Annotated in this window: 22 protein-coding genes; 6 read left to right on the forward strand and 16 right to left on the reverse strand. The window is 65.2% G+C overall.

The genetic code is table 11. From position 1 onward, the window contains the following. Nucleotides 1–277, reverse strand: a 277-nt coding sequence (locus FXB38_RS43430; RefSeq protein WP_210250864.1) for a hypothetical protein, incomplete at its 3' end; no start/stop codon positions are given. Here FXB38_RS43430 and FXB38_RS04030 point away from each other — a divergent pair. From FXB38_RS04030 to FXB38_RS04040, 3 genes are read left to right on the forward strand one after another with little or no spacing between them, the layout of a single operon-like run. Continuing rightward, nucleotides 210–1424, forward strand: coding sequence for an ABC transporter substrate-binding protein (locus tag FXB38_RS04030; RefSeq protein ID WP_148749482.1), 1215 nt, complete (start codon nt 210–212; stop codon nt 1422–1424). The genes FXB38_RS43430 and FXB38_RS04030 overlap by 68 nt on opposite strands. Nucleotides 1425–1432: 8 nt before the next feature. Then, nucleotides 1433–3166, forward strand: a complete 1734-nt coding sequence (locus tag FXB38_RS04035) for an FAD-dependent oxidoreductase (protein ID WP_148749483.1) — start codon at nt 1433–1435, stop codon at nt 3164–3166. A 20-nt stretch (nt 3167–3186) separates the two neighbouring features. Then, nucleotides 3187–3981 (forward strand): IclR family transcriptional regulator, encoded by a 795-nt coding sequence (locus FXB38_RS04040; protein ID WP_148749484.1) that lies wholly within the window; start codon nt 3187–3189, stop codon nt 3979–3981. A 2-nt stretch (nt 3982–3983) separates the two neighbouring features. On the opposite strand, the gene FXB38_RS04045 is transcribed toward FXB38_RS04040, so the two are convergent. From FXB38_RS04045 to FXB38_RS04080, 8 genes are all read right to left on the reverse strand, one after another. Next, nucleotides 3984–4763, reverse strand: coding sequence for an SDR family NAD(P)-dependent oxidoreductase (locus FXB38_RS04045; RefSeq protein ID WP_148749485.1), 780 nt, complete (start codon nt 4761–4763; stop codon nt 3984–3986). Between the two features lie 55 nt (nt 4764–4818). Further along, nucleotides 4819–5409, reverse strand: a complete 591-nt coding sequence (locus tag FXB38_RS04050) for a thiamine pyrophosphate-dependent enzyme (RefSeq protein ID WP_148749486.1) — start codon at nt 5407–5409, stop codon at nt 4819–4821. 5 nt (nt 5410–5414) lie between these two features. Next, the gene (locus FXB38_RS04055) at nt 5415–5957 is read right to left on the reverse strand and encodes a thiamine pyrophosphate-binding protein (protein WP_148749487.1); all 543 of its coding nucleotides are present in this window, start codon (nt 5955–5957) and stop codon (nt 5415–5417) included. A gap of 161 nt (nt 5958–6118) precedes the next feature. Continuing rightward, complete coding sequence (locus FXB38_RS04060) at nt 6119–6823, reverse strand: GntR family transcriptional regulator (protein ID WP_148749488.1); 705 nt, start codon at nt 6821–6823, stop codon at nt 6119–6121. Nucleotides 6824–6840: 17 nt separating this feature from the next. Next, complete coding sequence (locus FXB38_RS04065) at nt 6841–7584, reverse strand: aspartate/glutamate racemase family protein (RefSeq protein WP_148749489.1); 744 nt, start codon at nt 7582–7584, stop codon at nt 6841–6843. Nucleotides 7585–7593: 9 nt separating this feature from the next. Further along, nucleotides 7594–8859 carry an NAD(P)/FAD-dependent oxidoreductase gene (locus FXB38_RS04070; protein WP_148749490.1) on the reverse strand — a complete coding sequence of 422 codons (1266 nt, stop codon included), beginning with the start codon at nt 8857–8859 and terminating at the stop codon, nt 7594–7596. 3 nt (nt 8860–8862) lie between these two features. Further along, complete coding sequence (locus FXB38_RS04075) at nt 8863–10524, reverse strand: thiamine pyrophosphate-binding protein (RefSeq protein WP_148749491.1); 1662 nt, start codon at nt 10522–10524, stop codon at nt 8863–8865. A 116-nt stretch (nt 10525–10640) separates the two neighbouring features. Then, nucleotides 10641–11558 (reverse strand): NAD(P)-dependent oxidoreductase, encoded by a 918-nt coding sequence (locus FXB38_RS04080; protein ID WP_148749492.1) that lies wholly within the window; start codon nt 11556–11558, stop codon nt 10641–10643. 214 nt (nt 11559–11772) lie between these two features. Between FXB38_RS04080 and FXB38_RS04085 the strand changes: the two genes are divergently transcribed. Both FXB38_RS04085 and FXB38_RS04090 read left to right on the forward strand, forming a co-directional pair. Beyond that, nucleotides 11773–12609 carry a transporter substrate-binding domain-containing protein gene (locus FXB38_RS04085; protein WP_148749493.1) on the forward strand — a complete coding sequence of 279 codons (837 nt, stop codon included), beginning with the start codon at nt 11773–11775 and terminating at the stop codon, nt 12607–12609. A 244-nt stretch (nt 12610–12853) separates the two neighbouring features. Beyond that, nucleotides 12854–14170: an MFS transporter gene (locus FXB38_RS04090; protein ID WP_187434667.1), complete on the forward strand. Its 1317-nt coding sequence runs from the start codon at nt 12854–12856 to the stop codon at nt 14168–14170. Between the two features lie 15 nt (nt 14171–14185). Here FXB38_RS04090 and FXB38_RS42555 read toward each other — a convergent pair whose 3' ends face one another. The 7 genes from FXB38_RS42555 to FXB38_RS04120 form a co-directional block, all read right to left on the reverse strand. Then, a complete protein-coding gene (locus FXB38_RS42555) occupies nt 14186–14344 on the reverse strand; it encodes a hypothetical protein (protein ID WP_187434648.1) in 159 nt (52 codons plus the stop codon). 185 nt (nt 14345–14529) lie between these two features. Then, a complete protein-coding gene (locus FXB38_RS04095; RefSeq protein WP_148749495.1) occupies nt 14530–15333 on the reverse strand; it encodes an enoyl-CoA hydratase/isomerase family protein in 804 nt (267 codons plus the stop codon). A 46-nt stretch (nt 15334–15379) separates the two neighbouring features. Then, nucleotides 15380–16372 (reverse strand): NADP-dependent oxidoreductase, encoded by a 993-nt coding sequence (locus tag FXB38_RS04100; RefSeq protein WP_148749496.1) that lies wholly within the window; start codon nt 16370–16372, stop codon nt 15380–15382. A gap of 102 nt (nt 16373–16474) precedes the next feature. Beyond that, nucleotides 16475–17092, reverse strand: a complete 618-nt coding sequence (locus FXB38_RS04105; RefSeq protein ID WP_210250859.1) for a winged helix-turn-helix transcriptional regulator — start codon at nt 17090–17092, stop codon at nt 16475–16477. 53 nt (nt 17093–17145) lie between these two features. After that, entirely contained in the window at nt 17146–18804 is a 1659-nt protein-coding gene (locus tag FXB38_RS04110) for a carboxylesterase/lipase family protein (RefSeq protein WP_148749497.1), read from the reverse strand. Further along, complete coding sequence (locus FXB38_RS04115; protein ID WP_148749498.1) at nt 18801–20297, reverse strand: carboxylesterase/lipase family protein; 1497 nt, start codon at nt 20295–20297, stop codon at nt 18801–18803. The genes FXB38_RS04110 and FXB38_RS04115 overlap by 4 nt, the downstream gene beginning before the upstream one ends. Before the next feature lie 22 nt (nt 20298–20319). Continuing rightward, nucleotides 20320–21657, reverse strand: coding sequence for an MFS transporter (locus FXB38_RS04120; protein WP_148749499.1), 1338 nt, complete (start codon nt 21655–21657; stop codon nt 20320–20322). A gap of 214 nt (nt 21658–21871) precedes the next feature. On the opposite strand from FXB38_RS04120, the gene FXB38_RS04125 reads away from it, so the two are divergent. Beyond that, complete coding sequence (locus FXB38_RS04125) at nt 21872–22522, forward strand: TetR/AcrR family transcriptional regulator (RefSeq protein WP_148749500.1); 651 nt, start codon at nt 21872–21874, stop codon at nt 22520–22522. The last annotated feature ends 2 nt before the right edge of the window (nt 22523–22524 follow it).

A 22524-nucleotide genomic window follows, 5' to 3' on the forward strand; every position in this document is an offset into this window, starting at 1 on the left:
TCCAGAATCTTTCCGCGGAGGCAGTCTGGATTGCTTCGCTGCGCTCGCAATGACGGCTGTTGAGGCAGTTGCGCAGACGTCTCCGCAATCTCTCCCCGGCGACGTGGAACCCATCGACCGGCCAAGTTCGCCATTGACAAATTCGTTCGCCAATATCTAATTTATCGCCCTGGCCGCGCCAGGCGGCCCATAAAAGAGAGGGAACGACGATGAGAGGGCTTTTGGCCTGCGCCATGCTCGCGGCCATGACTTCGGCTGCGATCACTTCGGCGGCCACCGCACAAGTCTCCGACGACGTGGTGCGGATCGGCGTGCTGACGGATCTGTCGAGCTGGGGCCGCGACAACAGCGGGCCGGGCTCGGTCGAGGCCGCCAAGATGGCGCTGGAGGAGTTCGGGCCGACCGTGCTCGGCAAGCCGATCGAGATCATCAGCGCCGACCACCAGATGAAGACCGACGTCGGCGTCAATATCGTCCGCGGCTGGTTCGACAACGGCAAGGTCGACGCCGTCGTCGACATTCCCAATTCCGGCATCGCGATTGCCGTGCACAACATGGTGCGCGAGCGCAACAAGATCGCCCTGCTCTCCGGTCCCGGCGCGAGCTCGCTCACCGACGAGCTGTGCAGCCCGAACACTGTGCACTTCACCTACGACACCTACGCGCTGTCGAAGGTGACGGCTTCCGCCGTGATCAAGGAAGGCGGCAAATCCTGGTACTTCATCACCGCGGACTATGCGTTCGGCCAGCAGCTCGAGAAGGACGCGACCCGCTTCATCAACGAGATGGGCGGCAAGGTGCTGGGCGGCGTCAAGCATCCGACCAACACGGCAGACTTCTCCTCCTTCGCGCTGCAGGCACAGAGCTCGAAAGCCGACGTCGTCGCCTTCGCCAATGCCGGCCAGGACACCGATAACGCCATCAAGCAATCCGGCGAGTTCGGCCTGGTCCAGGGCGGCCAGAAGCTGGTCGGCCTGTTGATGTTCGACACCGACGTGCACGCGATCGGGCTGAAGTCCGCGCAGGGCACCTACATGACGACGGCCTCCTACTGGAACATGGACGAGCAGACCCGCGCCTGGTCGAAAAAATTCTTCGCGCGCACCAATGTGATGCCGACCATGATCCACACCGGTGTCTACGGCTCGGTGCTGCACTACCTGAAAGGCATCAAGGCCGCCGGCAGCGACGATCCGGCCAAGGTGATGGCCAAGATGCGCGAGCTGCCGATCGAGGACACCTTCGTCCATGGCGGCAAGTTGCGCGAGGACGGCCGCGTCATCCGCGACATGTATCTGGCCAGGGTGAAGACGCCCGAGCAGTCCAGGGAGCCCTGGGATTATCTGGAGATCGTCAAGACCGTGAAGGGCGAGGACGCCTATCGCCCGGTCTCCGAATCCAAATGTCCGCTGCTGAAGAAGTGAGATGAGACATGACCGGCAACGAGCGCAACGCCATTGAGATTTACGAGTGCGATGTGCTCGTGGCCGGATCGGGCTGCTCCGGCATGTCGGCGGCGATCACCGCGCGCTACCGCGGCCTCGACGTGCTGATCGTCGAAAAGGAGCCGCGCTTCGGCGGCACCACCGCCCGTTCCGGCGGCTGGCTGTGGATTCCCGGCACATCGCTGGCGAAGGCCTACGGCATCGAGGAGACGCCGGAGCAGGCCCGCACCTATCTGCGGCACGAGGCCGGCAACAATTTTGACGCCGCACGTGTTGATGCATTTCTGAGCGCGGGCCCTGAAGCCGTCGACTTCTTCACCACCAGGACCGCGCTGCGCTTCGACATGCCGCTGGTGTTTCCGGACTACCATGCCGAAGCGCCCGGCGGCACGCAAGGGGGCCGCTCCATGGTGACACGGCCATTCGACGGCCGCGAGCTCGGCGAGCAGATCAAGACGCTCGGCATGCCCTTGCCCGAGCTCACCGTGTTCGGCATGATGCTCGGAAGCGGCAAGGAGATCATCCATTTCATGCGGGTGACAAAGTCGCTGAATTCGGCGGTCTATGTCGCAAAACGCCTGTCGCGGCACTTGATGGACGTGCTGCGCTACGGCCGCGGCATGACGTTGACCAACGGCAATGCGCTCGCAGGCCGCCTGGCAAAATCCGCGCAAGACCTCAAAATTCCGATGTGGCTGTCCTCGCCGGTGCGTGAGCTGACGGTCGAGAACGGCACCGTCACCGGTGCGATCGTTTCGCGCGAGGGACGCGAGATGCGCGTTCGCGCGCGACAAGGCGTCGTGCTCGCCTGCGGCGGCTTCCCGCACGACGTCGAACGGCGCAAGAAGATGTTTCCGCATGCGCCGACCGGCCATGAGCATTATTCGCCCGGCCCCACCGGCAATACCGGCGACGGCCTGCGTCTCGCCGAAAGCGCCGGCGGACATGTCGAGGACCGGCTGCCGAACGCGGCGGCCTGGGTGCCGGTCTCGCTCACCACGCGCAAGGACGGCTCGAAGGGTGTGATGCCGCACTTCATCGACCGCGCCAAGCCCGGCGTGATCGCGGTGATGCGCGACGGCAGGCGGTTTGCCAATGAAGGCAATTCCTACCACGACTTCGTCCAGGCCATGGCGAAGGCAGCAAAACCCGGCGAGGAGATCGCGGCGTTCCTCGTCTGCGATCATAAGACGCTGCGGAAGTACGGCCTCGGCTGTGTGCCACCCTTCCCGATGCCGCTCGGTCATCATCTCAACACCGGCTATCTCATGCGCGGCGAGACGCTCGACGCGCTTGCAGCGAAGGCTGGCATCGACGCCAAGGCCTTCACAGCGACCGTCAAGGAATTCAACACGACCGCGCCGCAAGGCCACGATGCCGCCTTCGGCAAGGGCTCAAAAGCCTATAACCGCTACCAGGGCGACGCCATGCACGGCCCCAATCCCTGCATCGCGCCGATCGCGAACGGCCCGTTCTACGCCATCAAGATGGTGATCGGCGATCTCGGCACCTACGCCGGCATCGTCACCGACGAGAACGCGCGCGCGCTCGACGCCGAGGGCCGGGTGATTCCCGGGCTTTATGCCGCCGGCAACGACATGGCGAGCATCATGGGCGGCAATTATCCCGGCGCCGGCATCACGCTTGGGCCGGCGCTGACCTTCGGCTACATTGCCGGCCGTCACCTCGCCGACAGCGCCGCCAAGCGCGACGCGGCGTAACCAAAGCGCATCGGAGGCGCATGAAGAGAGAAAGCCGCGGCATCCAGTCGATCGAGGTCGGCGGAGAATTGCTCCGTGCGCTCGCGAGATGCGGCGAGCCGATGATGCTGCGCGATCTCGCGCGTGAGGCCGGCATGACGCCGGCCAAGGCGCATCCTTATCTGGCCAGCTTTTCGCGCATCGGCTTGATCGAGCAGGATGAAACCACCGGCCGCTACGAGATTGGCGCGCTCGCGCTCGAGCTCGGCCTGATCAGCCTGCGACGTCTGTCCGGTGTGCGCATCGCCCAGCCGAAGATCGCGGCGCTCGCGAGCCAGATCGGGCACGCGGTCTCGCTCGCGGTCTGGGGCACACACGGCCCGACAGTGGTGCAGCTGGAGGAGCCCGGCCAGCCCGTGCACATCGTGATGCGCGCCGGCTCGGTGATGGCGCTGCTGGAAACCGCCACGGGCCGGGCCTTCGCGGCCTACCTCCCGGAGAAGACGATCAACGCTGCGCTCGAAAGCGGGCTCGATCGCCAGGGCGTCGGCTACAATCCGAAGCGGCCGGTGACAGGCGCCAAGCTCGCCGAGATGCTTGCCGAGGTCCGCAAGCACGGGCTTGCCCGCGCCCTCGGCGATCCCCTCCCCGGCGTGAACGCGTTCTCCGCGCCTGTGTTCGACCATGCCGGCCATGTCGCGCTGGTGATCACCGCGATGGGGCCGGAAGGCACCTTCGATGCCCGCTGGGACAGCCCGATCGCCCATGCCCTGCGCGACTGCGCCGGTCACATCTCGAAGCGGCTCGGCTACGGCATGACGATCGCGGCGGAGTAAGGTTATTTGTCCTTCACGGGCACCGTGTAGTTCAGGACCAATCGCCCGCCATCCGGATAAATCGTCTGCCCCGTGATGTAGGACGCATCGTCGCTGGCGAGGAACGCAACGACCGAGGCGACCTCGCTCGGCTCGCCGCCGCGGCCGGCCGGCGTGCGTGACAACACGGTCTTGCGCGCATCCTCTGATGTGTAGATGGAGGACGCCACCATGTCGGTCAGGATCGTGCCGGGACCGACCGCGACGACGCGAATGTTATGCGGGGCGAGCGCGACGGCGGCGACCGAGGTCAGCTGCTTCATGCCGCCCTTGGACATCGCGTAGGTCGCAAGCGCCGGAATCGCCAGCAGCGCGTTCACCGAGGACATGTTGATGATGACCCCGCCGCCGCCTTGCGCGATCATCTGCTTCGCCGCGGCCTGCACGCCGAAGAACGCGCCCTTCAAATTGATGCCGATGATTTCGTCGAATTCTTCTTCAGTGATCTCCAGGATGTCCCGGTTGCGGGCGACGCCGGCATTGTTGACCATGATGTCGAGCCGGCCGAATTCTTTCACGGCGGTCGCGACGAGCTGATCGACGTCGGCGCGCCTGGCGACATTGCCGACCACACTGCGCAAGGCATCCGGCCGCCCGAGCTCGGCGGCCGTTGCAGCCAGACCGTCGGCATCGACATCCGAGATGACGATCTTGACGCCGTCATCGAGGAACCGCTTTGCGCAGGCCTTGCCGATGCCGCGTGCTGCGCCGGTGATGGCGGCGACCTTGCCGAATAGTTTCATGGGTCTCACTCCAGAATAGCTGCTGCCAGCGAGCTATCCCGAAGAGGACCCCGGTTCAAGCCGCCGCGAAACCGAGATGAGCACGGAACCGGTTCTTGATAAAGACGGCATCGCGCGAGGGCAGCGAGCGCGGCGGATTTTCCGCCAGAACCTTGATGACAAAAAGTCGCGGGCCCTCGGCCGGCTCGGTGATCTTGGCCGCGAGGCGTTGCACCTCTTCGATCGTCCGCACGGTTCCGGTCACGGCAAAGCCGCAGGCCGTGGCGATCGCCGTGAGATCGACGCCGCGCCCGGTGTGGCTCGCCTGCATTCCGGTCTCGCCGAAATGCTGGTTGTCGATCACGACGATGTCGAGATTGTGCGGGCGCGCGACCCCGATGGTGGCGATGCCGCCGAGGCCCATCAGCTGTTCGCCGTCGCCGGTCAAGGCGAGAACGCGCTTGCCCGGCTGCGCCTGCGCCAATCCAAGCGCGATGAGCGCGGCGCCGCCCATGGCGCCCCAGAGATAGAAATTGCCGTCGTGGTCGCCGACGGAATGCAGGTCATAGGTGGGCGAGCCAAGGCCGGACACAACCAGCGTGTCCTTGCGGCTGTTGAGAAGAGCCGCGACGGCGGCACGGCGATCGAGCTGAGAGCGAACGGACATCGACATCACCACTTCTTCTTGCCGATCAGGCGCTGCCCGATCAGAACCGCGATCTGCTGGTCGGCCTCGTAGGCCAGCGAAGCGGCCGACTCGACCGTCTCGACCAGATCCTCTGCCGTCTCCGCGCGCATCACCCTCAGCCCAATCGCCTCCAGCGAGGGCTGCGTCGCCCGGCTCATCGGCACCTGCCACGGATTGAACTCGGCCCATTCGCCGCGCATCGTCACCAGCATCAGCAGCGGAAAGCGGCCGATCGCCGACAGCGACAGCATGTTGATGCAATTGCCGACGCCACTCGACTGCATCAGCAGCACGCTGCGCTGGCCGCCAAGCCAGGCGCCTGCGGCAATGGCGATACCCTCCTCTTCCGTGGTCAGCACGTTGGTGGTGACGTCGCGGTCGGCCGAGAACATGCGGATCAGCTGGCTGTGGCCGGCATCGGGGACGTAGGACATCTGCCTGACGTCGGCGGCTTTCAGGACGCGAAAGAGCTCGGATGGCCAGTCGTCGCTGCTGTGCGAGTCGGGATTCGGTTGAGGGCTGTGCACCGCGTGTCTCCCTAGATTTCGAGCGGCATGCTAGCGATATTCGGGCGCGAAAGCTCTGACCGTCTGGCATGAGCAGGTATCGACGGATTGTATAGCTGGCGCTTCGCGCCAACTTCTCCCACAAGGGGAGAAGGGAGGTCACCGTCACTGCGGCTCGAAAGCTAATTCGCCGCGGACCTTGCCGCGGCCGGCATGTAGATCTGCGCGTAGCCTTCCTTGATCGCCGACGTGATGCGATCCAATCGGCGGTCGATGTGCTTTTCCAGCACCGAGACGCAAGCCTCTTCGTCGCGCGCCTTCAACCCTTCGACGACCGCGCGGTGCTCGGCCTGGGTGTTGGAGCGGTTGATGCTGTCCATGTCGATCCAGCGCACGAAGCGGATGCGGGCGTTGACGTTGCGCAGCACGCGCAGCATCTCGGTATTGTTCGACATCGCCATCAGCCGCTCGTGAAAGGTCTCGTCGAGCTCGACGAGCTCCACCGAGGAGCGCTCCCCGGGATCGGGGCCGGTGGCTTCGAGAAATTTCAGCAGCGCGTCGATGTCCTCGTCCTTGGCGCGTTTGATGGCGAGGCGAACCGAGGCGACCTCGATCGACTTGCGCAATTCGTAGAGATCGAAGATCTCGTGGGCGTCGAGCTCGCGGCAGAAGAAGCCCTTGCCCGGCGTGAAGCGCAGGAAGCCCTCGGTGTTGAGACGGTTGAGCGCTTCACGCAGCGGCGTGCGGCTGACCCCGAGGCGTTTTGCCAGCTCACCCTCGTTCAGCCGCTCGCCCGGCTTGAACTCATAGCTGATCGCCATCGCCTTGAGCTGTTCATAGACGCGATCGACGATGCTGTCGGAAGTGAGTTCCAGGTGCTTGTTCATGGGCAGCTTCTCGACCTTTAACCAAACCGACGCGGCCGCAGTCCAGCATGAAACCACGTAATCATGGAATAGATATCATAAACCGGCAGCCCCACCTCGGCCTGCAACGCGGCCGCGTAAGGCGGCATGTTGGTGCATTCGAGCACGATGGCGCCGACATCAGGGTTTTTGGCGACCAGCTGCTTGCCGGCCTCGACCACGTCACGCTCGGCCAGGCCGACGTCCATGTCGTCCTTCTCGGCCTTGATCAGGACGCGGAAAAACTCCTTGCCGTGCTCGGTGCCGACCAGTGGCGCATCGAGCGGCACGCCGGCGCCTTCGAGATGGGCCGGCGTCAGGGTCGAGCCCGACACCGTGACGAGACCGACGCGCTTGCCGGGGGGCAAGGTCGCCTGCACCCACGGCACCTGCATCAGTGACGAGGTCGCGACGGGAACGCCGACGGCGGCCGCGATCTCCTTCTGGAACAGCGAGAGAAAGCCGCAATTGGTGGTGATGGCCTCGGCTCCGAGCCGCACCAGATCCTTGGCCGCATCGATGAAGTCAGGCAACAGGCCGGCCGCGCCCTTCAGCACCACCTTCTCCGGTGAAGCGCCGCTCACCACGCGATAGAGCACGGGAAACGGCCAGGTCGTGCCGTTGCCCATGTCGCCGGGAATGCGGGGAAAGCGCGCCTCCAGCATCAGGATGCCGAGCGGCGCGCCGTAGATGGCCTTGCCGCCACGGGCAATACGAGAAGGCGAGCTGGCTGCAGTGGTCATGATGCGACCTCAGAGGAAGCGGGTAGGCGCGAACGGCGCGAGCGGAATTTCCGGCTGCTTGCCGCTCAGGAGCTGCGCGACGAGGCGGCCGGTGCGGGCCGAGCCGACCAGGCCGATATGGCCGTGGCCGAAGGCATAGACAATGTCGCGCGACGCGCGTGCGTGGCCGATGCAGGGCATGCCGTCCGGCATGCTCGGCCGATGCCCGAACCAGGTTTTGATGCGCGAGGCCGGAATATCGTTCGGCAGCTTTGGGAACATGCCGAGGAGGTGGTTGCGCAAAATCTCGGCGCGCTTCCAGTTCGGCTCGGCCTCAAGGCCGGCGATCTCGACCGTGCCGGCGGCGCGCAGGCCCTTGTCGGTCCAGTTCACCACCATTTTTGCGTCGGACGCCATCATCGAGCTGCGCGGACCCGATTCCGGATTCTCGATCATGACGTGATAGCCGCGCTCGGTCTCGAGCGGCAGGGGATCGCCGACCGATGCCGTCAGTCGTTTTGAATGCGCGCCGGCCGCGACCACTGCGGCATCGCAGGGAATCTCGCCGGTCTCGGTGAGGACGGCGACGAGCTTGTTGCCGGAGAGCTTGAGGCCCGTCGCCTTCGCGCGGACGAGCTTGGCGCCGCTCGCCAGTGCATGCTGGGCGAGGGCTGCAACGTAGGCACCGGGATCGCGGCAGCGGCCGGCCTCTTCCACCACCACGCCAAAGGTGTAGCGCGGATGCAGGTCCGGTTCGCGCTGACGCATCTCGTCGGCGTTCAGCTCCATCCATGCGACGCCGACCTTCTTGCGCAAGCGCCAGCCGAGATCGTTGTCAAAGTTACCGCGCGACGGGAACACGTGCATCACGCCGTTGCGCTCGACCAATTCAGGGACGCCCGCCTCTTCCGCGAGCTTCCGGTGCAAGAGCGGCGCATCCTTCAGGAGGTCGCGCAGCGCAAAGGCGGTCTTCTCGACGCGCGCCTCGGTCCAGCCCGACAGCAGGTACTTGATCAGCCACGGCAGCGCCTTCGGCAGATATGACCAGCGAATCGCGAGCGGGCCGAGCGGATCCAGGAGATAGCCAGGCACCTTTTTCCAGACGCCGGGCTCCGCCGGCGGGATCACCGAATGCGAGGAGAGCCAGCCGGCATTGCCATAGCTCGCCGCCTGTTCGCCACCGGGCTCGCCCGGATCGATCAGCGTGACGCGATGGCCGTCGCGCAGCGCCTCAATGGCGCTGATCACACCGACCGCGCCGGCTCCGATGATGGCGACGTGGCGGGCTTGCGGCATCGCTTACGCCTTCACCGCCGGCACAAAATCCTTGCCGACCGACATCGCGCGCGGATCAATGATGCAATGGAGGATCGACGGCTTGCCCGAGGCAAGCGCCCGCTCGAACGCCGGCGCGAACTCTTCGGTGCGCTCGACCCGCTCGCCATGGCCGCCGAACGCCTTCGCGTACATCGCGAAGTCGGGGTTCTTGAGCTGGGTGCCGACGATGCGACCGGGATAGTCGCGCTCCTGGTGCATGCGAATGGTGCCGTATTGCGAATTGTCGACGACGATGACGACCAGCGGCGCATCGTACTGCACGGCGGTCGCGAACTCCTGGCCGTTCATCAGGAAGCAGCCGTCGCCGGCAAAGGCGACGACGACGCGGTCCGGAAACTGCCGTTTGGCGAGAACCGCCGCCGGCACGCCATAGCCCATCGAGCCCGAGGTCGGCGCGAGTTGCGACGCAAAGCTGTGGAAGCGGTGATGACGATGGATCCAGCCGGCATAATTGCCGGCGCCGTTGCAGACGATCGCGTCCTTCGGCAAGCGGTCGCGCAGCCAGGTCATGACCTGACCGTACTGGAACGTGCCCGGCAGCTCGCGCGCCTTGTCGGTCCAGGCGAGGTAATCGGCATGGGCCTTGGCGGCCTCGCCCTTCCAGGCAACTGAGCCTGCGGGCTTCAGCGTCTCGACGGCGGCAGCGAACGCGGCCGGCGTCGCCTGGATCGCAAGCTCCGGCTGATAGATGCGGCCGAGCTCCTCGGAGCCCGGATGCACGTGGATCAGCTTCTGCTGCGGCGTCGGAATGTCGAGCAGCGTGTAGGACGAGGACGGCATCTCCGACATGCGGCCGCCGATGAGCAGAACAACATCGGCGTTGTCGATGCGCGCCTTCAGGCCCGGGCTCGGTCCGATGCCGAGATCGCCGGCATAGTGAGAATGATCGGCGTCGATCAGCGACGCCCGGCGGAACGAGGTCGCGACCGGCAGGTCGAACCGTTCGGCAAAGCGCGCGATGCTTTTGGTGGCTTCATCGGTCCAGCGCGAGCCGCCGAGGATGACCAGCGGCGCCTTGGCGCTCGCAAGCATCGCACCGACCTGCTCGATGTCGGCGGGCGCGGGCCAGCTCACCGCCGGCTCGATGCGCATGGCATCGGCAACAGCGGCGGTCTCGGTCAGCATGTTCTCCGGCAGCGCGATCACCACCGGACCCGGACGGCCCTGCATGGCGACACGAAAGGCGCGCGCGACCAGCTCGGGAATGCGGTCGGGACGATCGATCTCGACCGCCCATTTCGCCATGGAGCCGAACACCGCCTTGTAATCGAGCTCCTGAAACGCCTCGCGCTCGCGCATGCCGGTGTCGACCTGGCCGACGAACAGGATCATCGGCGTCGAATCCTGCATCGCGATGTGGACGCCGTGGCTGGCGTTGGTCGCACCGGGGCCGCGGGTGACGAAGCAGACACCGGGCCGGCCGGTGAGCTTGCCATAGGCTTCCGCCATCATCGCGGCACCACCTTCGGCGCGGCAGATCACGACGTCGATCGGGCTGTCATGCAGCGCGTCGAGTGCCGCGAGGTAGCTCTCGCCCGGCACGCAGGTGACGCGATCGACGCCTTGGGCGACGAGCTGATCGATCAGGATCTGGCCCCCGGTGCGAGTGTTGCGAATGGTCATGACAGCTCCTCACGCAAGTTTTGTTCGAGGTGGCGTAGGACACGCGGACGGAGCGCGCAAGTTCGAAAGGCTGCTCGGACCCTGCGCAGGCATCATGCCCGTCCCTGATGTTTGCACTACCCGCCACTCGCGATGATGCGGCGGCAATGATCGAGCGCTGCGCCGATGAGATTGTCGCTCGCCTCGGGCGTGCGGAACGCCGAGTGCGCCGACAGCGTCACGTTCGGCAGTTTTGTCAGCGCATGACCCGATGGCAGCGGCTCGACGGTGAAAACGTCGAGGCCGGCATGCGCAATGTGGCCTGAGCGCAGCGCCTCTAACATCGCGTCCTCGTCGACCACGGCGCCGCGCGCGGTGTTGATCAGAATGCTGCCGGGACGCATCTGCGCGATGCGCTCGCGTGACAGAAAACCCTTGGTCTCGTCGTTGAGCAGGAGATGCAGCGAGATGACATGGCTCTCGGCGAGCAGCTTCTCCAGCGGCACGAACGCGACGCCCGGATGCGTCTTCGGCGTCCTGTTCCAGGCCATCACCTTCATGCCGCAGCCCGCCGCCATGCGCGCGGCTTCCGCGGCGATGCCGCCGAAGCCGATCAGGCCGAGCGTCTTGCCGGTGAGCTGCACCGCGTCGCGACGCAGCCAGTTGCCCTCGCGCATGCCGCGATCCATCTCGCCAAAACTCTTGGCGGACGCCCACATCAACGCGATCGCGCATTCGGCCACAGCAGTATCGCCATACCCCTTGATGGTGTGCACGGAGATGCCGTGCTGGCCAAGCTCTTCCGGGTTCATGTAGCTGCGCGCGCCGGTGCCGAGGAAGACGACATGCTTCAGCGCCTTGCACGTCGCGGCAATCGGCGTCGGCACCGCGGTGTGGTCGACGATCATGATCTCGGCATCGCCAAGCAGGCCGGGCAGATCGTCGGGCTTGATCGAAGGATTGCGGTTGATGCCAACCGGCAGCTTCTGCGAGGCCAGCAGCTTGTCGGTCACCGCCGCCAGGGTCTCGTTCGCATCAACGAAAACAGCACGCACTGACGTTCTCCCCTCAATCCCGACACCCGCGGACCGGCCCTCATCCAGCGCGGCACCACGAAGTTTTCTCTTGTTTTGCCAACGGATTAGACTCAGGTCTGCCTCATCGATCAAAACGCCGGCAGGGCTGCAATACCATATTGCATTATGCTCTGAATACAGAAATAGTCGACGGGCCGGAGTTGATGATCCCCATTCCCCAGGAGCACTGCCCATGAACCGCAGGGACGCACTCACCACCGTCGCGCTGGCGGGCGCCGCAATGGCCGCGACCGCTTCGGCCAAGGCGGACACGGCACCGACCTCCACGCTCGACCGCATCAAGAAGAGCGGCGTGCTGCGCATCGCGGTCATCGCCGGCCAGGATCCCTATTTCCACAAGGACCTCGCGACCAATCAGTGGTCGGGCGCCTGCATTGACATGGCGACCGACATCGCTGGCAAGTTAGGGGCCAAGGTCGAGATGCTGGAATCGACCTGGGGCAACCAGATCCTCGACCTGCAGGCCGACAAGGTCGACCTCGCCTTCGCCGTGAACCCGACGCCGGAGCGTTCGCTCGTCATCGACTTCTCGACCCCGATCCTGGTGCACTCCTTCACCGTCATCACCAAGAAGGGGTTTGCCAAGCCGCAGACCTGGGCCGATCTCAACAAGCCCGAGGTCAAGATCGCCGTCGACATCGGCTCGACGCACGAGACCATCGCGCGCCGCTACTGCCCGAAGGCGAACATTCTCGGCTTCAAGACGCGCGACGAGGCGATCCTCGCGGTATCGACCGGCCGCGCCGACTGCAACGTCTCGCTGGCGGTGCTATCGATCTTCACGCTGAAGAAGAATCCGACGCTTGGCGAGCTCGCGATCCCGCGGCCGATCCTGACGCTGCCGACCAATCTCGGCATCCGCGCCGAAGCCGATCGCCGCTACAAGGATTTCCTCAGCGCCTGGGCCGACTACAACCGTTCGCTTGGCCAGACCCGCGAATGGCTGCTGAAGGCCTATGAAACCGTCGGCCTCAGCGCTGACGACATTCCGGGCGAAGTGCAGTTCTGATCGATCATGATGCAAGGGACGTCTTCAGCCGCGCAGTGAACGCCTGAAGGGGTCTTGAGCCGGTTTCACGAGACACATTAACGGGGATGCCCTGAGCAAACCGGGACGCTGATATGCGCCCTGCCTTACGTGGCGCTTCCGGAGTTGACGCGGACCGATGCTGGTTTAAGTACAATAGATAAAGACTGCAGGGGTGGCGACGTTTGCCGGGCTGGTTCCCCTCGACGCCACCATTGCAGGACACATGACGACCTCGCCCCACGCGACCTCGCCAAGCACGACGTCGAACTCGGCTTCCGCACCCCCTCATCTCGCCATCGTCCTGTTCTCGCTCGCGATGGGCGGCTTTGCGATCGGGACCACCGAATTCGCATCGATGAGCCTGCTGCCGTTTTTCGCGGCTGACCTTCATATCGACGAGCCGACCGCCGGACACGCGATCAGCGCCTACGCGCTCGGCGTGGTGCTAGGTGCGCCGCTGATTGCCGTACTCGGCGCGCGGTTCGCCCGGCGCACGCAATTGCTGGCGCTGATGGCCGTGTTCGCGCTCGGCAACGCCCTCACCGCGCTTGCACCGGGCTTCGGCTGGATGGTCGCGGCCCGCTTTCTCTCAGGCCTGCCCCACGGCGCCTATTTCGGCGTCGCCGCGCTGGTTGCGGCCTCGCTCGTACCCCAACATCGCCGCTCGCGGGCGGTCGGCCAGGTGATGCTCGGCCTGACCGTCGCCACCATCATCGGCGTGCCCCTGGCCAACCTGATCGGCCAGGCAGTGGGCTGGCGCGCGAGCTTTGGCCTCGTGTCGGTGCTGGCGCTGCTCACGATGCTGCTCTGTGCACTGTTCGCGCCGCGCGACCGGGCTGGCCGGTCGAATCCGCTGCGCGAGCTCGGCGCGCTCAGAAGCGGCCGTGTCTGGATCACGCTGGCGATCAGCGCCATCGGCTTTGGCGGCATGTTCGCCGTCTACACCTATCTGGCGACGACCTTGATCGAGGTCACCAAGGTCAGCACCGAGGTCATTCCGTTCTTTCTCGCGATCTTCGGTATCGGCGCCACGCTCGGCAATCTGTTCGTGCCGCGCTTCGCCGACCGCGCGCTGATGCCCACCGCGGGCGTCATCCTGCTGTTCGCAGCCGTCGCGCTGCTGGCGTTTCCGCTCGCGGCCGGCAATCCCTGGCTGCTTGCGATCGACATTTTCGCGATCGGCGCCAGCGTCGCGCTCGGTGCGGTGCTGCAGACGCGACTGATGGACGTCGCGGGAGACGCACAGGCGCTCGCCGCCGCGCTCAACCATTCGGCGTTCAACACCGCCAATGCGCTCGGCCCATTCCTCGGCGGCCTCGCCATTCGCCAGGGGCTCGGCTGGACCTCCACCGGCCCCGTCGGCGCCGCGCTGGCGCTTCTCGGCTTTCTGATCTGGATCGTCGCGTATCGTGACAAGGGGCCCGCTCTCGTCGCGCATGGCAGTGGCGCTGCGCGCGACGATGCTCCCGTGAGGCCAGCACCGCCGCTGGCGCCGGATCTCCGCAGCCGCTCTGATGCTCCCAAGGACCCGGTGGCTTGACGGATCGCAACGCGCTCAGAACAGAGCCGCGTTGAAAGCCTGTCCGTAGATCATCGCCGCCACGAGCGAGACCAGCAGGCCCGCGCCCGAGAAGATCACCAGGATCTTCAGAGTCTCGACGTCAAGATTAGTTCCCGTCGCGCGGGATATTGCCTTTGCCAGTGCAGCCATCATCGCCAGCTCCGAAGCCGGCCCTGCGGTCGCGGGGCCTGACTTCATCTAGCGCAGATCGGCGCATCCGCCTGTGAAGCAGATTACAGGGGCGGCCCGGCTGTTAGCCCGCGCTAGTCGCGCGAGACTCGCGGCCCCGACGCTGGGTCAGGCGTCTCGAGTGGCTGTGGGAAGGTCAGCCATGTCGCCTAAAGATTCCCGACTTCGCGGCCGAGGTTCAGCTCAAAGTCGCCAGCGGTTCCAATGCCTCGCGCGCGCAGCCTCGGCATGCGCTCTGCCGCGCCTGGCCAGCCGAACGTCGTGAAGAAAGTGTCCTGTGTCGCCTGCAGCTGAGCGGGGTCCGGCAGCCCGTTCTGTTTGATCGTCGCTTTGCAGGTGCTCAGCGCCTGTTTGTCGAACGCCAGGATGCGCCGCACGAAATTCGCAACGAACTCATCAAGGTGGGCCTCGGGGATGGCGCGGTTGATCCAGCCGTATCGTTCGGCGGTCTCGGCATCGAAATCGTCGCTACCGAGGATGATCTCCATGGCGCGAGAGCGGCCCACCATGATAGGCAGGCGTTGAAGCGCCCCGCCGCCTGGGATGAGGCCGCATCCGACCTCTGGCTGGCCAAAGATCGCCTTTTCCTTGCTGGCAAAGCGAATGTCGCAGGCCAGGGTAAACTCGCTTCCACCGCCGCGCGCCCGGCCGCGGATCACTGCAATGCTGAGGACGTTACTATGAGCCAGCTTGGTGGCCGGTTCGATCCAGCGTGGCGCGCCGAACCGGCTGCGGGGCTCGGCCGTGCTGTAGTGAGCGATGAAGAAGTCGGGGTTGGCGCTCTCGAGGGTCACGACCTTCAGCGCATCGTCCGCGTCGATCTCCTCCACCAGGTCATAGAACTCGTCGTAGGTGCGATCGTCGATCGCGTTGATCGGCGGGTTGTTGAAAGTCACGCGCCAATACCCCGGCGTGGACTTGTCGATGCTGATCCTGGTGGGGATGTCGCTCATGATTGCCTCTGTTCCGCGGACTTGTTGAACGAGCCGGAGCCTTGCCTCAGGGGACGATGACGAGCTTCCCACGCGTATGTCTGCCGGCTAGAATCTGGTAGGCGGCAGCGAGCTGATCGAGGCCATAGACCGCGCTCACGGAGGCGCGGATGGCGCCGGTGTCGATCAGGGCCGCGATCTCCGCCAGTTGAGCGCCGTCCGGCCGGGTGAGGGGGCCATGGAACTCCGCCTTGCGGGCGGCGGCGCGCTCGATGAACGGTCGAACGGCCGCCGAAGCTTGCTCGGCCACGGGAGGCGGGAAGCCGATTTCGCGATAGCTCTGGGCGTCGGCGGTGCGCACGAGGCCGACATAGCGGCCGCCTTCGCGCAGGGTGTCGATGCCACGCTCGGTCAGCGGACCGCACACACCGTCATAGACCACGTCGAACGGGCCGGCAGCCTCGAAGGATTCGGTTGTGTAGTCGATGGTGCGATCCGCTCCGAGCCCAGCCATGAACGTCTGGCTGTCCGGTCCGCCCGTCGCAACGACGTAGGCCCCCAGGTGCTTAGCGAGCTGGATGGCGAAGGCGCCGACGCCGCCTGCCCCTGCCTGGATCAAGATGCTTTCGCCGGCCTTGAGCCGCGCGCGCTCCACAAATGCCTGCCAGGTGGTCAAGGCGACGGTCGGTAGGCTCGCCGCCTCCTCGAAGGACAGGGTGCGCGGCTTGTGGGCCAGGAGATTGAGTGGAGCGGCTGCGCGCTCGGCATAGGCGCCGGGACGCCGGTTAGGCAGGCGGGCGTAAACCTCGTCACCTGCCTTGAACGCCCCGCCAGGGGGCGCGGAGACAACAACGCCCGCGACGTCGTAGCCCATCACCTGCGGAAACGTGAATGGAAAGGCGGCATGGAACAGACCCTGGCGCATGGCGACCTCGACGGGATTCGCACCGGCGGCCCGGACCTCGAGCAGCGCCTCGTCGGCGCCCGGGACGGGGTCGCCGACCTCCCCGTAGCTGACCACCGAATTGTCGCCATAGCCGGTGATATACGCTGCCCGCATTTCATTCTCCTCGCGCTAGGTCGTCCGACCAGTTAGTCTCATTATTGAACTTTTATGCGCATGAATGAATGTTGACAAGCCCCGTCACGGCGCCGGCGTGAACTAGAGGTTGTCGGCCCGAGCCTTCTGCTTGCCCGTGGCGCGCCGGCGCAAGCGAAAATCCGCAAGCTTGATCTCGCGCCCACGGGAGGAGCGGACCTTTATCGGCTCCAGTTCGCTGCCGTCGATGCCGTCAAGCATTCGAATAGGGGGCGGATCGGGCCGGAACAGCCATCGGTCGCCCCATTGGCGGAGTGCGATGATAGTCGCAAAGAGATCCTCGCCCATTTCGGTCAGAACGTACTCGTGCCGCCGCGCTTCCTCGGCGATCGGCCGGCGTTCGAGAATGCCGCAGACGACGAGTTTCTTCAGTCTCGCGGTCAGCAGGTTCCGCGAGATCTCCAGCTCCTTCTGGAAATCGTCGAATCGGGTCGTGCCCCCAAAGGCTTGGCGCAGGATCATCAAACTGCCCCAGTCGCCAATGACGTCAACGGAGCGGGCCATGGGGCACTCTTCCGAGGCCCAACTTTTCCGCTGCATGGACTGATCTCCTTCGCCGGTGTCGCCTGGGCAGGAATTAAAGCCCGATGCGATAACCGACAAGTTTGCCACAAACTCCTGCAGGCGTCTCTCCACAGGGAGGATGCCCGCGAAGATGTGGCGATCCGAATGCGAGGTCATCTGGTCAGGCCGGGGGTCCAGTTCAACGCCGATTGACAGTTTGAGTACGGCACCTAGTCCCGCGAGACCCGCGGCGTCGAGGGCGTGACGTTGGCGGGCGTGTGGAAATCGAGCCGCGCCCGGTTCTCCTCGCGCACACCGGTTTCGTCGCCGAACTCGACATAGCTCTGCGCGTCCTGCTTCCATTGCGGCCATGTCGTTGCCGGCGTCGCGGGATTGCCGGTTCGCGCGAAGGCGACAAGCGTGTCCATCATGCGTTCGGACAGCGCGCGGTCGAGCTCGGTCCAGTTGCGCGTGGTGCGGAATTTGTTGAAGGCGTCCTGCGTTCCGAACCAGTAAGGCACATCAGAGGTGTGATAGGCGCCGATCTTCTGCGGATTGTCGAAGAATTCGACGTTCGCCGCGAACGGATGCACCCGCGAGAACATGTACATGTAGAACGGCGCCTTTCCGGTCTTCGCCTGGGCTTCGGCCCAGTTGCGCGTGCCGATCTCGACCAGCCCCTCGCGCGCGGCGGTCAACCCCATGGCTTTCGCCTCCTCGTCGGTCTTCGCGGGATAGAGCGCAAGGAAACGATCGGCCTGGTCGCCATAGAGCTTTCGTGCCGCGGCGACATAGGCCTCCAACGTGCCGGCGGTGCGCAGATCGTTCGAACTCTCATCGCGCGTGAAGCCGGCGACGGTGGCGACATCGTTCTGCTTGCCCGCCGCAAAGATGTTCGGGACCGTGTCGGGCAGCACGTAGCCGTCGATATCGGGCGTGACGGAGATCGTGCCGGCGCAGCCGAGCTGGCAGTCCTTCTGAATTGCAAGAATCTTGTCGGCCTGGATCTGCCGCATCTCGGCGAGCGAGGACGCACCGAGCGCCGATTGCACCTCGAGGCCGATCTTCTCGGCGGCGGGGAGCGCCGGAAATTTGAAGCGGTTGTCGAACATGCTCAGGCTCATCGCGAAACCGCGATTGAACAGGCCCTTCGCGAGCGGGCTCGCGTCCAGCGCCGACACCGACATCGCGCCGGCCGACTGCCCGGTGATGGTGACGTTATCAGGGTCGCCGCCGAATTGCGCGATGTTGCGCTTGACCCATTGCAGCGCCGCAACCTGGTCCATCAGGCCGTAATTGCCGGAGGCGTGATTTTGCGATTCCGCGGTCAGCTCGGGATGGGCGAGATTGCCCAGAATGCCGACGCGGTAGTTGAAGCTGACGAAGATCGTGCCTTTCTTCGCGACGTTCTCGCCGTCATACATCGCCATGCCGCTGGAGCCGAGCGTGAAGCCGCCGCCATAGATCCAGACCACGACCGGCAGCTTCGCGCCCGGCTTGGCATCGGCGCTCGCCCAGATGTTCAGATAGAGGCAGTTCTCGCTGGTCGCCTCCTCGCCGAAATAATGATTGAGATTGTGCCGCCGCAGCACCTGGATGCATTCGGGCGCCAGCCGGTCGGCGTGATAAACGCCCTTCCATGCTTCGACCTTTTGCGGCGCGCGCCAACGGAGATCACCGAGCGGCGGCGCGGCAAAGGGAATGCCGAAATAGGCTCTCACGTTCGACGGCAGGACCTTGCCGGAGACGGCGCCGCTATCGATGCTGACGGGGTCTCCGGGAACAGGCGTCGCGACGATCTGCGCCGATGCGGACGAAGCCGCCTGCAGCACAAGGAGCACAGCGATCCGCATCGCGGGCCACGTAGCATTCCTGTTCAAGATGCTCATACGGCCTCCCTCATGTCGTTTTTGTCGTTGGTGCCATTGCTCAGCTCCGCCCAGAGGCGGGAGCGCGCGCTTTCGTTGAGAGGCACAATATGAAACGGCTGGCCGAAGATTGCGAGTGGCTCCTTGGCCGGCTCGAACCGCGGCCAGGCTTCCACAACATCGGGCGCGCCTGACGTCACGAAGCGCAGCAGGCTCATCTGAAACCGCGCCGCGACGTCGATATCGGCCGGGGTCATCGGGCCGCCCTTTCGCTGCAGGATCGGGCGATCGATGAAGGCAGGCAGATGCGCCCAGAGGCAGGCATTGTCGGCGCCGTGGGTCGGTCCTTGCGACAAGAACGGTTGCAGCGCCGGACGATGATCGAACCGGCTCAGCCACACTGCGCCCCCTGCGGCTGCGTGCTGCCGCGCGAGATCAGTCATCGGGCGATGCCAGAACGCATCCGACAGCAGCGCCTCGTACGGATCCTCATCGAGGCGCGCCGAGCCGCGATAACAGGCCAGCAGGCGCTCCCAGCCGGCATCGCCGAAAGCAACGCGGACATTGCGCTCGGTGCTGCGGATCATCGCGGCCGGCGGCGTGCTCTTCAAAAACATCACCATCTCGTCGCGGCAGGAGCCGAGCCAGAGCGGAATGTCGCGCAAGCCTCCCTCGGCGAAGACCTCACGCGGCTCGCGCGGGATCACGGTGCCGTCGAGCACCGGGCCGAACACGGTGCCTGAGGTGGTTTCGTCGGCGATCCTGCGGCCGACGCGTTCCACCGCGGCGAAGAGTTTTGGCAGCGGCACGGAGGCAATCGCGGCAGGATCGCTCGCAAGCTCGAGCTCTTCGATGACGCGGCGTGCGACCTGATCGGCATGGTCGGCGCTCATGATGTTGCGCCCCGGCGCACTCAGCGCGAGCGCGCGGGCAAACTTGCCCTTTGCCTGCGGTAGCGTTGCAAGCGCAATCACCATCGACGCGCCGGCCGACTGGCCCGACAGCGTCAGCCGGTTCGGATCGCCGCCGAAATTGGCGATATTGGCATGGACCCAGTCGAGTGCTGTGAGGGAATCCGAGATCGCGAGATTGTTGGCTTCGCCCAATCCGTGGCGATGCAGCTGCAGGAAGCCGAGCGGGCCGAGCCGATAGTTGATGGTGACGATGACGGCCGGGCCATGCGCAGCGAGGAATGCGCCGTCATAATCGGCGCCGCCGCCGGTGACGAAGGCGCCGCCATGGATGAAGAACAGCACCGGCAGCGGGCGATCGATCCCTGTCGGCGTCCAGATATTCAGGCTGAGACAGGACTCCTCCGCCTGATCGAGATGCCCGGGCTGCGGCGCGTAAGGGCCGTAATCCGTGCAGTTTCGCGGCTCCATCCACGCAAGCGGTGGCCTCGCTTTGGCGAAGCGCCGTGCAGTCGCGAACGGCACGCCCTTGAAGGCGCGGACGGCGCCCTGCTCGGCCCCGATGATCGGGCCGAGCGTGGTCGGAACTGTGTTGGTCAGCATACGATCGTGTCCCTGTTTTCGCTTACGCGCGCCGCTTGCCGAGATCGGCGATGTCGACCTTATGGGTTTCGCGCGCGGTCGATGCGGCCGCGGCCGAGGCGACGCAGCAACCGGCGACGAAGAGCGCAACCGGAATCCAGCCGTTCGGTCCTTCGCCGACGAGGCTCGCGCTCACCAGCGGCGTGAAGCCGGCGGCGAGGAAGCCGAGCTGGGTGCCGATCGCGGTGCCCGAATAGCGCACGCGCGCCTCGAACATCTCCGCATAAAACGACGGCCAGATCGCGTTGGGCGCGGAGTAGACGATGTACAGGCCAATCGCGGCGGCGAAGATCGCGGGCGTGCTGCCCGACGTCACCAGCATGAAATAGGGGAACAGCAGCACGGCGCAGCCAAGCACGCCGCCGATGAACACCGGCTTGCGGCCGATCTTGTCGGCGAGCAAGGCCCAGAGCGGCTGGGCGAACAGCGCCACGACGTTGCCGAGCACGCCGGCCCACAGCATGGTCGGACGCGCGACGCCGAACTTGCTGGTGGCATAGCCGAGCGCAAACACCGCGGTCATGGTGCTGACCGTCGCGATCAGCGCGCAGGCGATGACGCGCAGCACGTCCGGCCAGTAGTCACGCAGCAGCGCGACCACGGGAAAGCGCGCCACTTGCGCCTTGTCCTTGATGTCCTCGAACACGGGCGTTTCCGGCATGGTCCGCCGCACCAGGTAGGCGACAAGCAGCACCAGCGCGGAGAGCAGGAACGGAATGCGCCAGCCCCAGCTCAGCAACTGATCTTCGGGCATGCTGGACACCGGAATGAACACCAGCGTCGCCAGGATCGCGCCGGCCTGGGTGCCGCTCAGGGTCCAGCTCGTGAAGAAGGCGCGGTTGGAATTGGCGGAATGCTCCAGCGTCAGCGAGTTCGCCCCGCTCTGCTCGCCGGCCGCCGACAGGCCCTGCAGCAGGCGCAGCAGCGTCAGGATGATGGGCGCGGCGTTGCCGATCGTCTTGGCATCCGGCAACAAGCCGATCGCGAGCGTCGAGCAACCCATCACCACCAGCGTGAACAGCAGCACCGTCTTGCGGCCGATGCGGTCGCCGAAATGGCCGAGGATGACGGCGCCGACGGGACGCGCGATATAACCGATGCCGAACGACAGCAGCGCGAGCAGCGTCCCGGTCGCGGGATCGACATTGGCGAAGAACACTTTTGGAAAGATCAGCGCCGCCGCGGTGCCGTAGATGAAGAAGTCGTAGTATTCGAGCATGCTGCCGACGAAGCTGACGAGCGCGGCGCGCTTCGGCAGCTTGTTTTGCGTAGTCTCCGCGCCGGACGGCGCGTGCAGCGATGCGATTGAGGTCGAGCTCATCAAAATTCCTCCCCTTGTGCGATGGCGGTCGCGGCTCGCGTCATGCCCGTCCGGCCATGCGCGCGTTTTTTGCTTTTGGTTGCCGCAACCTCGGTTTCAATCCATAATGTACGAACTAGTACGTTTATGCAAGCCGGCCTCAAAAGACGTCGGATTGGGCGAAATTTGCCTTCACCTTCAAGGTGATCCATAGAAACGGTCGGGAGAAACAGTGATGCTCGAGCGCATGCCACCCCCATCGAAGCGCACCAACGACCCCGAGCGCACCAAGCGCGACATCCTCGAAGTGGCGATGGCCGAATTCGCCTCCGAGGGCTATTCCGGCGCCCGCGTCGACGCGATCGCGGCGCGGACCCGCACCTCGAAGCGGATGATCTATTATTATTTCGGCGGCAAGGAGCAGCTCTATCTCGCCGTGCTCGAGGAAGCCTATCGCAGCATCCGCGCGCTGGAGGATCAGCTCGACATCGCCAGCTGCGACGCGCGCGAGGGCTTGCGCCGGCTGATCGAGGCCACCTTCGACCACGACGAGCGCAATCCGAACTTCATCCGCCTCGTCTCAATCGAGAACATCCACCACGGCAAGCACCTGAAGCAGAATCAGCAACTGCGCCAGCTCAACGCCAGCGTGATCGCAACGCTGGACGGCATCCTCAAGCGCGGCCGTACCGAGGGCGCGTTCCGCGACGACGTCGACGCCATCGATTTGCATCTGGCCATCTCCTCCTACTGCTTCTTCCGCGTCGCCAACCGCCACACCTTCGGCGCGCTGTTCGACCGCGACCTCAGCGAGCCCAGGGTGCTGGCGAAGAGCAGGACCCAGATCGTGGAGATGATCCTGGCCTGGCTGGCGGCAGGGGCTTAGCG

The organism is Bradyrhizobium cytisi (genome assembly GCF_008123515.1).
GTDB lineage: Bacteria > Pseudomonadota > Alphaproteobacteria > Rhizobiales > Xanthobacteraceae > Bradyrhizobium > Bradyrhizobium cytisi.

Coding starts and splice junctions, on each gene's coding strand:
- FXB38_RS04060 (WP_148749488.1), bottom strand. CDS start 6,823: ATGAACAAGCACCTGGAACTCACTTCCGACAGCATCGTCGATCGCGTC.
- FXB38_RS04100 (WP_148749496.1), bottom strand. CDS start 16,372: ATGCGGGCAGCGTATATCACCGGCTATGGCGACAATTCGGTGGTCAGC.
- FXB38_RS04085 (WP_148749493.1), top strand. CDS start 11,773: ATGAACCGCAGGGACGCACTCACCACCGTCGCGCTGGCGGGCGCCGCA.
- FXB38_RS04035 (WP_148749483.1), top strand. CDS start 1,433: ATGACCGGCAACGAGCGCAACGCCATTGAGATTTACGAGTGCGATGTG.
- FXB38_RS42555 (WP_187434648.1), bottom strand. CDS start 14,344: ATGATGGCTGCACTGGCAAAGGCAATATCCCGCGCGACGGGAACTAAT.
- FXB38_RS04030 (WP_148749482.1), top strand. CDS start 210: ATGAGAGGGCTTTTGGCCTGCGCCATGCTCGCGGCCATGACTTCGGCT.
- FXB38_RS04045 (WP_148749485.1), bottom strand. CDS start 4,763: ATGAAACTATTCGGCAAGGTCGCCGCCATCACCGGCGCAGCACGCGGC.
- FXB38_RS04075 (WP_148749491.1), bottom strand. CDS start 10,524: ATGACCATTCGCAACACTCGCACCGGGGGCCAGATCCTGATCGATCAG.
- FXB38_RS04070 (WP_148749490.1), bottom strand. CDS start 8,859: ATGCCGCAAGCCCGCCACGTCGCCATCATCGGAGCCGGCGCGGTCGGT.
- FXB38_RS04115 (WP_148749498.1), bottom strand. CDS start 20,297: ATGCTGACCAACACAGTTCCGACCACGCTCGGCCCGATCATCGGGGCC.
- FXB38_RS04090 (WP_187434667.1), top strand. CDS start 12,854: ATGACGACCTCGCCCCACGCGACCTCGCCAAGCACGACGTCGAACTCG.
- FXB38_RS04065 (WP_148749489.1), bottom strand. CDS start 7,584: ATGACCACTGCAGCCAGCTCGCCTTCTCGTATTGCCCGTGGCGGCAAG.
- FXB38_RS04050 (WP_148749486.1), bottom strand. CDS start 5,409: ATGTCCGTTCGCTCTCAGCTCGATCGCCGTGCCGCCGTCGCGGCTCTT.
- FXB38_RS04105 (WP_210250859.1), bottom strand. CDS start 17,092: ATGACCTCGCATTCGGATCGCCACATCTTCGCGGGCATCCTCCCTGTG.
- FXB38_RS04120 (WP_148749499.1), bottom strand. CDS start 21,657: ATGAGCTCGACCTCAATCGCATCGCTGCACGCGCCGTCCGGCGCGGAG.
- FXB38_RS04040 (WP_148749484.1), top strand. CDS start 3,187: ATGAAGAGAGAAAGCCGCGGCATCCAGTCGATCGAGGTCGGCGGAGAA.
- FXB38_RS04110 (WP_148749497.1), bottom strand. CDS start 18,804: ATGAGCATCTTGAACAGGAATGCTACGTGGCCCGCGATGCGGATCGCT.
- FXB38_RS04125 (WP_148749500.1), top strand. CDS start 21,872: ATGCTCGAGCGCATGCCACCCCCATCGAAGCGCACCAACGACCCCGAG.
- FXB38_RS04095 (WP_148749495.1), bottom strand. CDS start 15,333: ATGAGCGACATCCCCACCAGGATCAGCATCGACAAGTCCACGCCGGGG.